This is a genomic window from uncultured Holdemanella sp. (assembly GCF_934772795.1).
In the GTDB taxonomy this organism is placed as follows: Bacteria; Bacillota_I; Bacilli_A; order Erysipelotrichales; family Erysipelotrichaceae; genus Holdemanella.
The window spans coordinates 1-14359 of the sequence record NZ_CAKVMR010000005.1; the positions used below are offsets into that span (position 1 = coordinate 1).

Genomic DNA, 14359 nt, shown 5'->3' on the forward strand with positions numbered 1-14359 from the left:
TGAGTGTTTTTCTATACTTCAAAATGCTTGAATGTATAGTGTTTATGCGGATAATTGAAAATTAGATATAAAATTTACATTAATTATCGTAGAAAAATGTAAAAGACACTAGTTCACCCCACCAAGGATTACTAGTGTTTTTTGAAACGAATTAATTGAGAGTGATCACTGTATCCAGTGGTTTTTCTATTTGGCTTTATGCAAGAATATACTTTTTTAAATTTATGACTTTATTTCATACACATTTCATAAATGATTGCTAGTATAGTGTCGGATAAGGAGTTGGTTATTTTGATACATAATGCTTATGCATATATCACAAGAAAGAAAGTAAGAACGGGTATCTTGTTTTTGATACTTATGGTGATCTTGATCAGTCTTTATGGATGTTTGAGTATACTTTCATACAATGCACAATTGGAACGGTCTTTATATTCTGCAAGTCATAGTTCGATTGTAATACAAAAAAAAGATGGTTCTGAATTTGAACATACATCTTTTGAAAATTCAGTGTATGAATATGAATTTGTTTCTAAGTTAGAAGATGCTAAGGTCGTTTCTATTAAGCAGGGTGTAACACTGGATTCTTTACCTGAAGAATATAAGAATGTGGTTTCAGTAGTTGGAACAAATAACACTTCAAAACATGTTTTATTTCGTAGTGGCGTGTTTACTTTAACTTCCGGAAAAAATATTGATTCTAAGGATAAAAACTTTATTCTTATTCATTCGGATCTAGCTAAAAAGAATCATTTAAAAGTAGGGGATACAATATGTTTGAATTCACATACTTATACAATCAAAGGTATTTTTGAAGGTAAGAAACATGAAACATATACAGGTTTATCTTCCGATTTAAGTGAGAATACCGTATTTGTAGATTATCATTCTTTAAATTCAAATCTGGTTAATAAGATGACTGTATTTTCTAAGGATAAAACTACGTTTAAACAAGTTCAATCCTTATATCCATCAAGTGAATATGTTGTATCTAAAGATACGAATGCCTATCAATCATCTTTAGAATCTGTACAAAGTATGAAGCACATGATTCAAATTCTATCTTTTTCCATCATTGCGTGTGGACTTGTTGTGTTATCTCTGGTATTAGTTCTATGGCTAAGAGATCGCATCCATGAAATTGGTATCTTGTTGTCTATAGGTAAAAGTAAGATTGAAATTATTTTCCAGTTTGTTTTAGAACTTATCTTTATATCCATTCCTTTAGGAATTGTAGTATGTGTTATAAGTTTGGTTTTTAATCAAGTATCAAGCTTTTTGTTGAGCTATGGCTTGTTGATGAGTATTATTATCGTTTCTGTACTAATCGCGAGTCTTATGATCATGATCAAAAAGCCAAGAGAAATATTATCGAAATTGAGTTAGGAGAAAATTTACTTATGAGTATATTAGAAATAAAAGATGTAACGTATGGTTACACAAAATTAGAACATGTTTTATTTGAAGTGAATCAAAGCTTTGAGTGCGGAAAATTTTATGCGATTATTGGAAAGTCAGGTGCTGGTAAATCAACCTTATTATCTTTACTAGCCGGACTTGATGAGCCAGACTCTGGTGAAATTTTATTTGAAGGAAAAGATATTTCAAAAACGGGATATACAAATCATCGTAAGAATCATATTTGTCTAGTATTTCAAAACTACAATTTGATTGATTATTTAACACCATTAGAAAATGTACGCTTAGTCAATTCTAAAGCTTCGCCTTCCATTCTTTTAGATTTAGGGCTTGAACAATCCCAAATCAATCGTAGTGTAATGAAACTATCGGGTGGTCAGCAACAAAGAGTTGCGATTGCCCGTGCACTTGTAAGTAGCGCACCGATTATTTTAGCGGATGAGCCAACGGGAAATCTAGATAGTGATACGGCTAGTGAAATTATTGATATTTTAAAAGCTCGTGCTAAAGAAAGAAATAAGTGTGTGATTGTTGTGACACATAGTAAAGAGGTAGCAGATGCCGCTGATGTTGTATATGAATTAAAAGATAAAAAGTTAAAGAAGAGGGGGAAATAGAATGTTTAAGAATGCATTTAAATATGTAACTCGAAAAAGTGTGAAGTCAATCATTCTATTTCTTGTTGTTCTAATTATGTCAAGCCTTTGTCTAGTCGGACTATCTATTAAAGATGCGACAAACAAAGCGTCCAATACATCATTAGGCTCGATTACCAATAGTTTTACAATGGAAATCAATCGCCAAGTCAATTTTGGTACGCCTAGAGGTGCAGGCAATGTAAAAGGCAAGGATATTGAAAAGATTTGTGCTTCTAAAGACATTGATTCCTATGTGAAAAGAATCAATAGTGTAGCTGACTTAGTCGATCATGATATTGTTTTAACTTCAAATGAAAATAAGGAGCGTCTTTCTAAGTTTAAATCAACCGTGATGCTTACTGGAGTCAATGAATCAAAAAAAGAAACAAAGTTTGTATCGGGTGCCTATAAATTGGTCGAGGGTAAGCATCTAAATAGTAAAGATAAACATCAAATCTTGATGCATAAAGATTTAGCGGCAAAGAACCATTTAAAAGTGGGGGATAAGCTTTATCTACGCTCAAATATCTATGATGCAGATAATGAAAAGGGTGCGGATGAAACAGTAGAAGTAACCATTAAGGGTTTATTTGATGGTCATAATCAAGGTGGTGTTACAGCTGCACAAGAATTATATGAAAATAATCTAATCACGGATTTGGATACGGCTGCCAAAGTTTATGGCAATACACCAAAGACAGCTGTATATCAAGATGCCACATTCTTTGTAAATGGGAATAAAGACTTGGATCAAGTCATTAAAAATCTAAGAAAATTAGATATCAACTGGAATGAGTATGTCTTAGTAAAAAGTACATCGAATTATCCAGCTCTACAAAAATCAATACGTGGTATGTATAGTGTCGCAAATAAAATGTTTATTGGATCTTTGATCTTTGCGGGTATCGTTGTCACTTTATTGTTGCTTATGTGGATGAATGCAAGGAGAAAAGAAATCGCAATCTTAATGGCTTTAGGTATTTCTAAAACGAAAATCTTTATTCAATTTGTTCTAGAACTATGTATGGTAACCATTCCAGCCTATATCTTTGCGTATTTTATAGCTAGTAAAACTGCATCGAGTTTAGGTGCAAAAGTATTGAACAATGTAAGTACGGGTGTTGCCAAAGAAATTGCCAAAGAATCCGCTTCAAATCAACTTGGTGGTGGAGCTGAAGTGGATGGCTTTAATAAGATGTTGACACATATTGATGCAACTGTTGAACCAAAATATATGGTGTATGTTATTATATTTATGTCAATTGTAATGTTAGTTGCACTCGTTGTTTCTACAATGCATTTGTTAAACAAGAACTGCAAAGAATTATTAAATGAGGAAGAGTAGATATGAAAATATTGGTAGTGGAAGATGATACACTGATTCGCGAGGGATTGAGTGAATTCTTATCGGAGTCTGGATATAGTATTATTCAGGCAAAAGATGGTAAAGAGGCATTGGAAAAGTTTAATACAGATATTCATTTGGTGATATTGGACATTCAAATTCCATATATCAATGGATTGGACGTATTAAAAGAAATTCGTAAAGAAAGTGATTTGCCTGTTTTAATCTTAACGGCTTTCAGCAATGAAGAATTCAAAATTGATGCCTATACAAACTTAGCGGATGGCTATATTGAAAAACCATTTTCACTACCTGTATTAAAAGCTCGTATTGATGCGCTTCTTCAAAAACAAGATATTTTTGAATATAAAAATGTTTGTGTGAATTTCAAAAGCTATACAGCCAAAATAGATGGCAAAATGATCGATATCAATGCCAAAGAACTAGAAATCTTAAAATACCTTTTAGATAATGCAGGTATCGCATTATCTAGAGCTCAAATTCTAGATCATGTATGGAAGGAAAGTGAAGACGTTCCTTATGATCGTGTTATTGATGTATATATTAAAGAATTACGTAAGAAACTAGGTTTAGATTGTATTACGACCATTCGTAATGTGGGCTACAAATTGGAGAAATCATGAAAAACTTAAAGATATTTCCTAAAATATGTATACAAACATTCAGCGTCATCGCAATTATTGTCTTGTTTATCCATCTCTTTGTATATTTGATTTTTCCTAGAACCTATTTGGATGTAAGAAAAGAAGAAATCTATACTAAGGCCAATGAAATTACAGAAAACTTAAATGGTAAATCTGTTGACTATATTGAACAAGCTTTAGATTTTTATTCCAACACCAATGAAATCAAAGCGTTTATTAAAAAGAATACTTCATCAAATGAAGTAGAAATCAAGAATGATTTAAATGTCGACTTAAAGAGTTCTAATAACTCTTTGATTATTGAAGAAAGAGAATTAAAGCTGGATACTGGTGAAAAGATTCATCTTCAATTTGTTTCAACAGCTGATATGCAAAGCCAAGCTAAAAATCTAAGTCTACAATTTCTTCCTTACTCTTTAATTATATCCCTATGCTTTTCGGCCATTGTCTCTTTGGTGTATGCTAAATCCATTAAAAATCATGTAGTTGAAATCAAGAGTGTAACCGATCAAATGATGGCATTAGATAAGAAGGCTCGTCTAGAAATTGATTCGAGTGATGAAATTGGTCAGTTGAAGGCACAAATCAATGATTTGTATGAAACACTTCTTGATTCGATTTCAAATCTTGAATTTAAAAATAAAGAGATTTTAAGATTAGAGAAAATAAAATACGACTTTTTTAAAGGAGCGAGCCACGAATTAAAAACGCCTTTGGCAAGTCTTAAAATTATCTTAGAAAATATGAAATACAATGTGGGTAAATATAAAAATAGAGATGTTTATATTGATGACTGTATTGATTTAGTCGATCACTTAACGAAGAATATCCAACAAATCTTATCTGTATATTCCATTGAAAATCTAAAAGACGATGAAGAAGTGGTTTGTATCAAGGATGAATTAAGTAGTGTACTTCAAAAATATGATGTATTGATTCATCAAAAGGAATTGCATATTCAAAATGATCTGCAAGATGAAACAATGTATATTGGTAAGACAGCTCTAAATATAATTTTATCCAACCTAATAAGTAATGCGATCAACTACACGCATGAAAAGGATACTGTTCATATTGGAATCGAACAAGACTGGTTCTATATTCAAAACAAACAAGATTCAACCCAACCTAAAGGAAATGGTCTAGGTTTATATATTGTTCGAAATTTATTGGATAACTATAAAATTCCATATGAAAAGATTAAAGATGAAGAATTTATCTTTAAGATTCAATTGAAACATTAGATCCTTATTATGAGGATCTTTTAATTTATATTTAAAAATATTTTGTGAGTACCCATCTAACAACCCTATACACTAAATAGACATCGATATTGTCAATTTAGCAGGTACTATATCCTTGTACAAAGGATGGTGCTAGTTATGTATTACAAAAGAAACAATAAACGTTTGTCTGTTAGTGGTCGTGGAGACTATATATCTACTTCTGATTTCATTGTTCAATATTACACAAATTTAGATGCTTGTCGTAAGTTTTTCTTTGACATTAAATGGCCTACTGGCTACTATTGCGAAAAATGTGGCTGTACTCACTACTATTTTATGAAAACCAAGAACTGCTATCGTTGTGCTAACTGCAAACATGATGAAAGATTGTTATCCAATACGATCTTTCAGGATAACAAACTGCCATTAAACGTTTTATTGTACGGTTTGTTTCTAATCTTTACGGCAAGTAATGGTATTTCTAGTTTGGAACTTTCTAAAGAATTGAAGGTCAATTATAAAACAGCCTGCTTATTACAGACTAAAGCTCGTATACTTATGAAAAATTCGAATTCAAAGAAATTTTTGGATTCGAATTTTTATGAATCCGATGTAGCCTATACAGGAGCTCCATCACATAACGGAAAGCGAGGGCTTGGTACTGATAAACAGCCCTTTTTAATAGTGCTTGCAACAGAGCAAGAGAACCAATATCCATGTTTTGTAAAGATGCAGGAAGTGGCAACAGATTCAAGCAAGATTGTTGAGGAATATTTTGAGAAGTACGTAATAATGTCTAAAGAGAGAAAATTGAATACTGACGGTAAAACGACATACAACATCTTAAAGAATAGAATGGAAGTAAACAATGAAGCAATTGACTATGACAATGATAACCATCGATTATACTTTCTAAACAAGATTATATCCAATTTAAACAGTCAGTTTATTGATAGATTCCATGGTGTTACCAAAAGAATGTTGCCCTTATATTATTCTGAATTCGAATGGAGATTCAACCACAGAAGCTGCAAATCAATCCTGGATAAAATCAAGAATTATATAATGCAATCCAGCATAGCCACCCGAAAAATGATTCGTGATTCAATGGACCAATATGCCACGGCTAGAGGATTGGAAAATGCCTAGGGTTATCAGATGGGTACTCACAAAATATTTTGGAAGTTAATAATGTTTTCACATTGGATCTTTATAATAGGTCTTATAGTAGATTTATAGTTAAAATTTGTTGAATTTCACCTCATACTAACATAAAATGTTAGTGAGAGGTGAAAACATGATAGTTACATATGAAATGTTGAAGGAAAGTCTAACGGATTATAAGGCTAAAGATATTAAAATTAAACGGATGAGTGATAATAAAGAAATTATTAAGTTGACTAAAAATTTGTATGAGACAAATAAAAATGCACCTGGCTATGTTGTTGCGAATGCGATTTATTCACCATCATATTTATCATTTGATTATGCCTTAGCATATTATGGCCTTATACCTGAAGCAGTCTATACATATACAAGCGCAACTTTTGGTAAGGGTAAAAAGAAATTGTATAAAAATGATTTTGGTACTTATACATATCGAGATGTACCAGCAAATATTTATCCTTATTGTTTACAAATTTTTCAAGAACAAGATTATTCATATGTAATGGCAACACCTGAAAAAGCATTATGTGATAAGTTATATACTTTAAAAGTAGTGCGTAATAAGAAAGATATGTATGATTTATTATTTAATGATTTACGTATGGATATGGATGTCTTAAAAAAACTAGATTTTAATGTTTTATATACACTCTGTGATAACTATGGATCTACAAATATGAAATACTTAAAAAAAGTATTAGGAGATCTAGATGAAAACAATTCTTGAACAAATGGTTGAGGCGTATCAACCAAAAAACAATGAAGAAAAGCGAAATGTTGTTAAAGAAGTTATGCAAGAAATTACACTTTGTGCTTTGAGTAAAGCTGGATTCTTTGATGTGGCCGCATTTTATGGCGGTACTGCATTAAGAATATTTTATGGACTTGACCGTTTTTCTGAAGATTTAGATTTTTCATTAATGATGAAAAACAAAGACTTTGATCTTAGTACATACGTTCCGTCTTTAAAACGGATTGTACAATCATTCGGTTTAAATGTGGAGGTTGAAATTAAACATAAAACTTTAGATTCTGCCATACAATCTGCTTTTCTAAAAGGTGATACAATTGAACAATTCTTATTGTTTTATCCAAATGATTTAGTTACTGGCATAAATAAAAACGAAAAAGTGAAAATTAAATTTGAAATAGATACCATGCCTGCAAGTCTTGCCACATATGAAACAAAATATCGCTTATTACCAATGCCTTATAGTATTAAACTGTATGATGAAGCTTCCTTATTTTCTGGAAAGATACATGCGGTTATTTGTCGTTCATGGAAATCTAGAGTAAAAGGTAGGGATTTATATGATTATGTTTTCTATCTAACAAGAAATACAAAATTTAATTTGGATCATTTAAGAGAAAAATTAAACGAATCTCACTATATATCTCAAGAAGATAAATTTGATGTGGACTTTGTGAAGGCGCTATTGATCGCAAGATTTAATGAAATAGATTTTAATGATGCGAAAAAAGATGTTTTACCGTTCATTACAGATACGAGTATATTGGATATCTGGAGTAAAGAATTCTTTATCTCAATCACATCACAATTAAGTAATGTATAAAATAGATTCTTAATATTTTTTCTTGTTTTAATGTAGGTATAAATTGTATAATTAAACATATAAATTAAGAGCAAACTTATCGAAAGGTAAGGACGCAAAGCCATATGGAGCTAAAACTATGATGAATATTATAGTCATGCTAGCCGGTTGCAACATTTGTGCAATTTGTTTAGGAAGTTTCCATGTTATTTTGCGTGAACTTCCTTTTTTGTTTGAAGAAATTAGGGTAATGGATTATGAAATTCAAAAAAATATTAAGTGCAATTGTAGCACTGTCTTGTCTAACGGGTTGTGTTAGGACAAATTTTTCAAGTGAACACGAAGCTATCACAATCATGGCTCCATATTTGGATTGTGACAAATTTGAAAAACTGGTACATGAAAAGTATCCGGAAATCAATTTAAAAATTGTTTCTTATTCAGGTGCCAATACGACAACTTATTTACAGAATATGTCTGCAGCGAATGATTTGCCGGATATTTGTACACAAACTATCTATGATCCACATGTGAATGATATGAGTGATAAATTAATTGATCTATCTGGTTATGGCTTTACAGATAATTATGTGGAATCAAGATTACAGGAAGTTTCGGATAATGGTGCTATTTATATGTTGCCATCCGCCTATAGTTGTTTGGGAATCACATATAATAAAACATTGTTTGAAAAGTATGGGTGGTCTTTACCTACAAATTATGGTGAATTAGAAGAATTGTCAAAGAAAGCTAAAGAAGCTGGGGTACAATTTGCGCTATGTCAAATTGAATATCCGGGTTATGGCTTTCAATATATGTGTAATATTGCCGATACTGGTTTTTTAGGAACTTTACAAGGTAAACGGTGGCAACTTGATTATTTATCAGGTAAAGCGAATATTAGTAACACTAAAGAAATGCTTGACTGTATGGAATACATTAAGAAGTGGAAAGAATTAGGTATGTTTTCTTTAAGTAAGAATCCTCAAGATGATGATTTAACACGCCAAGAATTTATGGAAGGAAACACATTGTTTCTTTTGGGAAGTAAAAATAGCATTGGTGAAACGGACGACACAAAGGATAACTACGGCTTAATGCCATATATTTCAAAGGATGGCAGTCAAAACGTATATATTTTAAATATCTCTCGATTTCATGGCTTAAGTAAAAAATTAGAGAAGGACCCACAAAAATTGGAAGACGCATTAAAAGTCATGGGAATTTTATCTTCTGTAGAAGGAATACAGGCTTTATATGATGATTCCACATTAAAGGCTTCTATTTTACCTTTTAAAGATTGGAACGCAAAAGACACATATTATGCGGATATAGCCGACGATATTAATAAAGGCAATACGGCACCACTAATTTATGCTGGATGGGAGAACACTTTAGTGAATACAGGATATCGTATGCTGGAGTATATTCAAAATGAGGCAAGCATTGAAGATGTCATAAAACAACTTGATGTTGATCAAGAAAGTGTAGTGAATCATAAACCAGATGTAATCACGAAAACTACAGAAATGATTTCGCAAAAGAGTTGTGCAAAGTTGATTGGACAATGTTTTATGGAAGCTACTGACAGTGATGCTTCATTGATTTCATTAGGGAAATGGATACGTGGAAATAGTAAGGATCAAAATAGTGATGGTGTAAATGGAAAGCTTTATGCGCAAGACATTGCTGAACAAGATCTTTGTACGATTCTTCCTACAAGTTGGTATGGTACGATTCAAACGGTAAAGTTAACAGGTAAGGAAATTAAGGAACTTCATAAAGAAGGCTATGACAAGTATGAAACAGGTAAGACCTATCCTTATGTATTGATTAAAAATAAGAAATTAAAAGATAATCAAACCTATAAAGTGGCCATCTGTGGAGCTGATAGGGATTTAGAATTAGAAGATAGTGGTGTTGTGGGAATGGATGCAGCCAAGACCTTCTTTTCACGATATAAAACATTAAGTGAGGCCGATGCACAATGACAAAATCAGTAAAGAGAGTTGTATTTGGAAGTTTTATCACCATTTTGATCATGGTACTCGCATTTGTGCTTTTATATCAAACTTATATTCAAGATGTAATTTATAAGGAGCGATTGTCTCAGATGGAAGAAGTTACACACCAAATGTTTCATAACTTAGAAGATGTGATGGATTCTAAATGGAATGAAGTTAGTGTACAGTGCAATCGTTTATTGACAAAAGATATTCAGACATTAGATGAATTTACTTTAAATATGGAAAAGTCAAGTGAAATATCGAATTATAGCGCATCCAAAATTACACTGATAGGAGTGGATACAGATGGTAAGTATTATACAAAAGAAGGAAGTGTCGGATTACTAAGAGATTGTGACTATTTATTAGATGACTTAGACCAGATTAGCTATGTGTCTAGTTCAATGATGAGCAATTCGAGTCAAATGGTTTTTTTAAAAAAACTAGATGAACCATTATATCTTGAAAGTGATCATGGACTAGTTGTCATGAATTATTATGGAATGTATCAAGATATGAGTATGTTGAATGCATATTTTGGTTGTGATGCATATGATAAACACAATAGTGTATATGTCTTAGACAATAATGGTTTTAAGTTGTTTAATGGCAATGAGTTTGAATTGATTAAAGGACATAATGTCTTCAATGTTCTTAAAAAGATGGAATATCTTCATAATTCTTCATTCGAAGAAACACAGAAAAAATTGAATGAAACCGGATCAAGCTATTCAAATGCGATACTTGATGGAACAGAATATTTCTATGCTTTGAAACAAATGGATAATACGCAATGGACCTTATTGTTTTTGGTGCCCGCAAAATATGTAGCTACCAATACAGTCAAACTTGTCAATTTTGTGATACGATTCATCATAGTATTTTCGATTGTAGCTGCATCTTGTTACATATTCGCTATTGTATCTGTATTAAAAAAGAATCAGCGGGAAGCGATTCAAAAGGAAAGAGAAAATACGGCCAAACTTGAAACAATCAATGGTGAATTAAGACAGGCTAAACAAGCAGCAGAACAAGCTTTTGAAGTGGCGCGTGATGCGAGTCAATCGAAAAGTCTTTTCTTAGCCAATATGTCCCATGATATTCGTACGCCAATGAATGCGATCGTTGGTATGACGGCATTAATTGAGCATGATGCGGATAATGAAGAAAAAGTAAGGGAATATGCTAGAAAGATAGATGTATCTTCTAAACATTTGCTAGGCATTATAAATGATGTGTTAGATATGAGTAAAATTGAAACAGGACAAACGACATTAAATAATATGGACTTCTCTATTTCAGAAATGATACAAGAAGTGAATGCCGTGTTCCGTCCACAGACAAGTGTCAAGTATCAATCTTTTGTGATCACAAGTAAAAATATTGAGCACAAATGGGTGAACGGAGATGTCGTTCATTTAACACAAATTTTGAATAATCTATTGTCCAATGCGATCAAATATACGCATGAAGGTGGTAAGATTCAATTAATTATTGAAGAATGTGAAAGTCATTCGAATGTATATGCCAAATACCGAATCCAAGTTATTGATAATGGTATGGGCATGAGTGATGCATTTAAAGAAAAGATATTTGATGCGTTTACCCGTGAAGAAAACAGTATGACCAATAAGATTCAAGGAACTGGTCTAGGTATGGCTATCACCAAAAATTTGATTGAAGCTATGGGTGGAACAATCGATGTCGAAAGTATAAAAGGCAAGGGAAGTTGTTTTACAATTCTTTTAGATTTAAAGATTGCGAAAGAAACAACTATGAATATGCATAATAAAGAAAAACAAGATGTACATGTATTAAAAGGTATGAATTTCTTGTGCGCAGAAGATAATGTGCTTAATGCAGAAATCTTATGTGAACTTTTAAAGATTGAAGGTGCAACATGCACAATTTGTGAAGATGGACAAAAGGTTCTAGATGCATTCAAACAATCTAAACCACAAGAATATGATGTCATATTGATGGATGTTCAAATGCCAAATATGAATGGATATGAAGCTACAAAAGCTATTCGTAATTCAAATCATTCATGTGCTAAAACGATTCCAATTATCGCAATGACCGCAAATGCTTTTTCAGAAGATATTCAAAAATCTTTGGCAGCCGGTATGAATGCCCATGTATCAAAACCTGTTGAAATGAAAGTCTTGGAAAAAACAATTTTAAATATTTTGGTAAGATAAAAGACACTCGCTTGAGTGTTTTTGTTTTAATCTAACATTTCTATATAGTTCACATTTACATATTGACTATATAAAGGCTCATCATGGATCATGGCATTCTGAAAGAATTGATCGACATCTTCATAGTTTTTATCATCCATGGAGATATAGAATAAACCATCTTCATATTTGGCTTCGATAATGTGATCCTCTCCATTAATTTCTAAGGCGAGTTTACAAGGCTTTTGTAGAACGTAATATAAGTCAAATAGATCCATATAGTCTGCATCAAATTGAATGAGAGAATATAAATCAAGAACGATATGTTTCATGATAGTAAGATCACCAAAGAAATCCGAATAGATCAGTCTTTGAGACTGAAATTCTTTCGCAATCAACAACAATTGAATGGCTTGATCTTCATTGCCTTCTTCGACATAGATCTTGGCCAGTCTAGAATAGACTTCGGGAACAGGATCAAACGTATTTGTTGCACCTTGAAGTAAAGGATATAAGCCTTTGATAATTTGTACATACTTTGGATAATCCTTCTGTACATAATAGCCATTCTTATACATATCTGCTAGTTTATAGGCTGCCACGATATTTCCTTGATCACTGGCTAGCTTATAGTAGTGAAAGGCCTTCTCATAATCGGGCTGACCGACACGTCCATAATAGTAGATGTAGCCTAAACATTCATAGGCATCTACATAGTTTAATTTAGCGGCCATTAAATAATAGTCTTCCGCAAGATCGAACTGCTTTTGACCATAATACCAACCACCCAGTTCCACCATATATTCTGGATTGTTTGTTTCTTGGATTAAAAAGTCTAGGGCATGTATAAATTGAATATCATCCTCAAATTTGGGATGTACCAAATCATAATAATCATCTAGAACTTGTTTTGCACTTTCAATTGTGAATGCCATACTATCTAAACCTTCTTTACTTTCTTATATTCGATTTCAAAAATTGGAATAAAAGGCTTGTTGATCTCTTTATTCCGTGATTTCTTGCTTAAGAAACCCTCCAACATCTCTTTTATACCATTTTCAGTTAATTCATCCTCCACACAATAATATTTGGGACTATATTGCCAAACTGAATAATTATCATTATACATTTCTTCTAGCCTTGCACAATAGGGGCGTTTGCGATAATTAAATAAATATACAATTTCTTCATCTGTATTCATATCTCTTAATATGGTTCCTAGTGGATAATAATTGTAGTATTGTACATTTTTAGAAACGTAAACATCTTCTTTTAATTTCAATACTTCTTTGTTTTCTTTTTTTAACTGTTTATTCACATAGCGATTCACATTCGTGTTAAAAACATATTTTAAACTATGTGGATTTGGCTCGATTTTTCTTTCTATATCTGTATTAATGAATAGATTTAAACCTTTTAATTCAATATCACCATTTGTTTTTGAACAAACATATCCATATATTTTATCGCCTTGAATTTTTGATAAAAAGTAAAGGGAAGATTTATATTCCACTATATCTCCTATTTCAAATGTAAATTCAATGTTTTCAAATCCTTCAATATGTTGTACATCACTATTTTTCAATAATTGAATCTTTCTTTGAATTTGAATTAAATCTTTGTTTGAGACCTGTTTTAAAATTCCCTTGATATTTTGAATGGGAATTCGATACACATTGTTTAAATACAGATAGGAATCGCTAAAAGCACCTGTTTTCTTATCTTTATGTCCATCTTTTAAAGTATATTGAATCTTTGGATTCTTTTTCTTTGTGCTTCCTGCATACCCATATAAATAGTCTTTATCCTTTTTGATAATCAAATACGGACGAATGCGATGGGGGCTATTGATATCTACCAAATTGTCTTCGCACACTGGCATACGACAAAAGACAAGGTGTCCGGGTTGGATTGTTTTGAATAAATCCAATTGTTCATCTAAATAATTTGTTGATTTTGCGACATACGTTTGTTTCATTTTTTTTGGTGGATTTAAATCATTCTTTTGTTTGATCTCAATTGGTTTTTCACGATGAAATAATCGTTTAATAAATTCAATAATGCGCATACTTTTTCCTCTTAGGTATAATTCTAACACATAGGTTCAAATTTTTTTGATTACATACTATAATAATTATAACAATCATATGAAGATTTTAA

12 protein-coding genes and 1 riboswitch are annotated in these 14359 nt (G+C 31.8%); of the genes, 10 read left to right on the forward strand and 2 right to left on the reverse strand.

Annotation, left to right across the window (positions count from 1 at the left end):
• The first annotated feature begins 291 nt into the window (after nucleotides 1–291).
• The 10 genes from Q0F04_RS02055 (at nucleotide 292) to Q0F04_RS02100 (ending at nucleotide 12220) form a co-directional block, all read left to right on the forward strand.
• Nucleotides 292–1386, forward strand: a complete 1095-nt coding sequence (locus Q0F04_RS02055) for an ABC transporter permease (protein ID WP_295749707.1) — start codon at nucleotides 292–294, stop codon at nucleotides 1384–1386.
• Nucleotides 1387–1400: 14 nt separating this feature from the next.
• Entirely contained in the window at nucleotides 1401–2036 is a 636-nt protein-coding gene (locus tag Q0F04_RS02060) for an ABC transporter ATP-binding protein (RefSeq protein WP_295749566.1), read from the forward strand.
• Between the two features lies 1 nt (nucleotide 2037).
• Nucleotides 2038–3402, forward strand: a complete 1365-nt coding sequence (locus tag Q0F04_RS02065) for an ABC transporter permease (protein WP_295749569.1) — start codon at nucleotides 2038–2040, stop codon at nucleotides 3400–3402.
• A gap of 2 nt (nucleotides 3403–3404) precedes the next feature.
• A complete protein-coding gene (locus Q0F04_RS02070) occupies nucleotides 3405–4046 on the forward strand; it encodes a response regulator transcription factor (RefSeq protein WP_295564684.1) in 642 nt (213 codons plus the stop codon).
• Entirely contained in the window at nucleotides 4043–5311 is a 1269-nt protein-coding gene (locus tag Q0F04_RS02075; protein ID WP_295749572.1) for a HAMP domain-containing sensor histidine kinase, read from the forward strand. The genes Q0F04_RS02070 and Q0F04_RS02075 overlap by 4 nt, the downstream gene beginning before the upstream one ends.
• Before the next feature lie 138 nt (nucleotides 5312–5449).
• On the forward strand, nucleotides 5450–6442 hold the full coding sequence (locus tag Q0F04_RS02080; protein ID WP_295749575.1) for an IS1595 family transposase: 993 nt from the start codon (nucleotides 5450–5452) through the stop codon (nucleotides 6440–6442).
• 148 nt (nucleotides 6443–6590) lie between these two features.
• Nucleotides 6591–7187: a hypothetical protein gene (locus Q0F04_RS02085; protein WP_295749577.1), complete on the forward strand. Its 597-nt coding sequence runs from the start codon at nucleotides 6591–6593 to the stop codon at nucleotides 7185–7187.
• Complete coding sequence (locus Q0F04_RS02090) at nucleotides 7171–8034, forward strand: nucleotidyl transferase AbiEii/AbiGii toxin family protein (RefSeq protein WP_295749580.1); 864 nt, start codon at nucleotides 7171–7173, stop codon at nucleotides 8032–8034. Before Q0F04_RS02085 ends, Q0F04_RS02090 begins: the two co-directional genes overlap by 17 nt.
• A 59-nt stretch (nucleotides 8035–8093) precedes the next feature.
• A riboswitch (cyclic di-GMP riboswitch) is annotated at nucleotides 8094–8189 on the forward strand.
• An 81-nt stretch (nucleotides 8190–8270) separates the two neighbouring features.
• Entirely contained in the window at nucleotides 8271–10004 is a 1734-nt protein-coding gene (locus Q0F04_RS02095) for an extracellular solute-binding protein (RefSeq protein WP_295749583.1), read from the forward strand.
• Complete coding sequence (locus Q0F04_RS02100; RefSeq protein ID WP_295749586.1) at nucleotides 10001–12220, forward strand: ATP-binding protein; 2220 nt, start codon at nucleotides 10001–10003, stop codon at nucleotides 12218–12220. Before Q0F04_RS02095 ends, Q0F04_RS02100 begins: the two co-directional genes overlap by 4 nt.
• Before the next feature lie 26 nt (nucleotides 12221–12246).
• On the opposite strand, the gene Q0F04_RS02105 is transcribed toward Q0F04_RS02100, so the two are convergent.
• Both Q0F04_RS02105 and Q0F04_RS02110 read right to left on the reverse strand, forming a co-directional pair.
• Nucleotides 12247–13134, reverse strand: coding sequence for a tetratricopeptide repeat protein (locus tag Q0F04_RS02105; RefSeq protein ID WP_295749589.1), 888 nt, complete (start codon nucleotides 13132–13134; stop codon nucleotides 12247–12249).
• 5 nt (nucleotides 13135–13139) lie between these two features.
• Nucleotides 13140–14267, reverse strand: a complete 1128-nt coding sequence (locus Q0F04_RS02110) for a hypothetical protein (RefSeq protein ID WP_295749592.1) — start codon at nucleotides 14265–14267, stop codon at nucleotides 13140–13142.
• Nucleotides 14268–14359 lie beyond the last annotated feature (92 nt).

What these genes read in the sequence shown, in the direction of transcription:
- Q0F04_RS02060 (WP_295749566.1), top strand. Translation starts at nt 1,401, where the DNA reads ATGAGTATATTAGAAATAAAAGATGTAACGTATGGTTACACAAAATTA.
- Q0F04_RS02065 (WP_295749569.1), top strand. Translation starts at nt 2,038, where the DNA reads ATGTTTAAGAATGCATTTAAATATGTAACTCGAAAAAGTGTGAAGTCA.
- Q0F04_RS02070 (WP_295564684.1), top strand. Translation starts at nt 3,405, where the DNA reads ATGAAAATATTGGTAGTGGAAGATGATACACTGATTCGCGAGGGATTG.
- Q0F04_RS02075 (WP_295749572.1), top strand. Translation starts at nt 4,043, where the DNA reads ATGAAAAACTTAAAGATATTTCCTAAAATATGTATACAAACATTCAGC.
- Q0F04_RS02080 (WP_295749575.1), top strand. Translation starts at nt 5,450, where the DNA reads ATGTATTACAAAAGAAACAATAAACGTTTGTCTGTTAGTGGTCGTGGA.
- Q0F04_RS02085 (WP_295749577.1), top strand. Translation starts at nt 6,591, where the DNA reads ATGATAGTTACATATGAAATGTTGAAGGAAAGTCTAACGGATTATAAG.
- Q0F04_RS02090 (WP_295749580.1), top strand. Translation starts at nt 7,171, where the DNA reads ATGAAAACAATTCTTGAACAAATGGTTGAGGCGTATCAACCAAAAAAC.
- Q0F04_RS02095 (WP_295749583.1), top strand. Translation starts at nt 8,271, where the DNA reads ATGAAATTCAAAAAAATATTAAGTGCAATTGTAGCACTGTCTTGTCTA.
- Q0F04_RS02100 (WP_295749586.1), top strand. Translation starts at nt 10,001, where the DNA reads ATGACAAAATCAGTAAAGAGAGTTGTATTTGGAAGTTTTATCACCATT.
- Q0F04_RS02105 (WP_295749589.1), bottom strand. Translation starts at nt 13,134, where the DNA reads ATGGCATTCACAATTGAAAGTGCAAAACAAGTTCTAGATGATTATTAT.
- Q0F04_RS02110 (WP_295749592.1), bottom strand. Translation starts at nt 14,267, where the DNA reads ATGCGCATTATTGAATTTATTAAACGATTATTTCATCGTGAAAAACCA.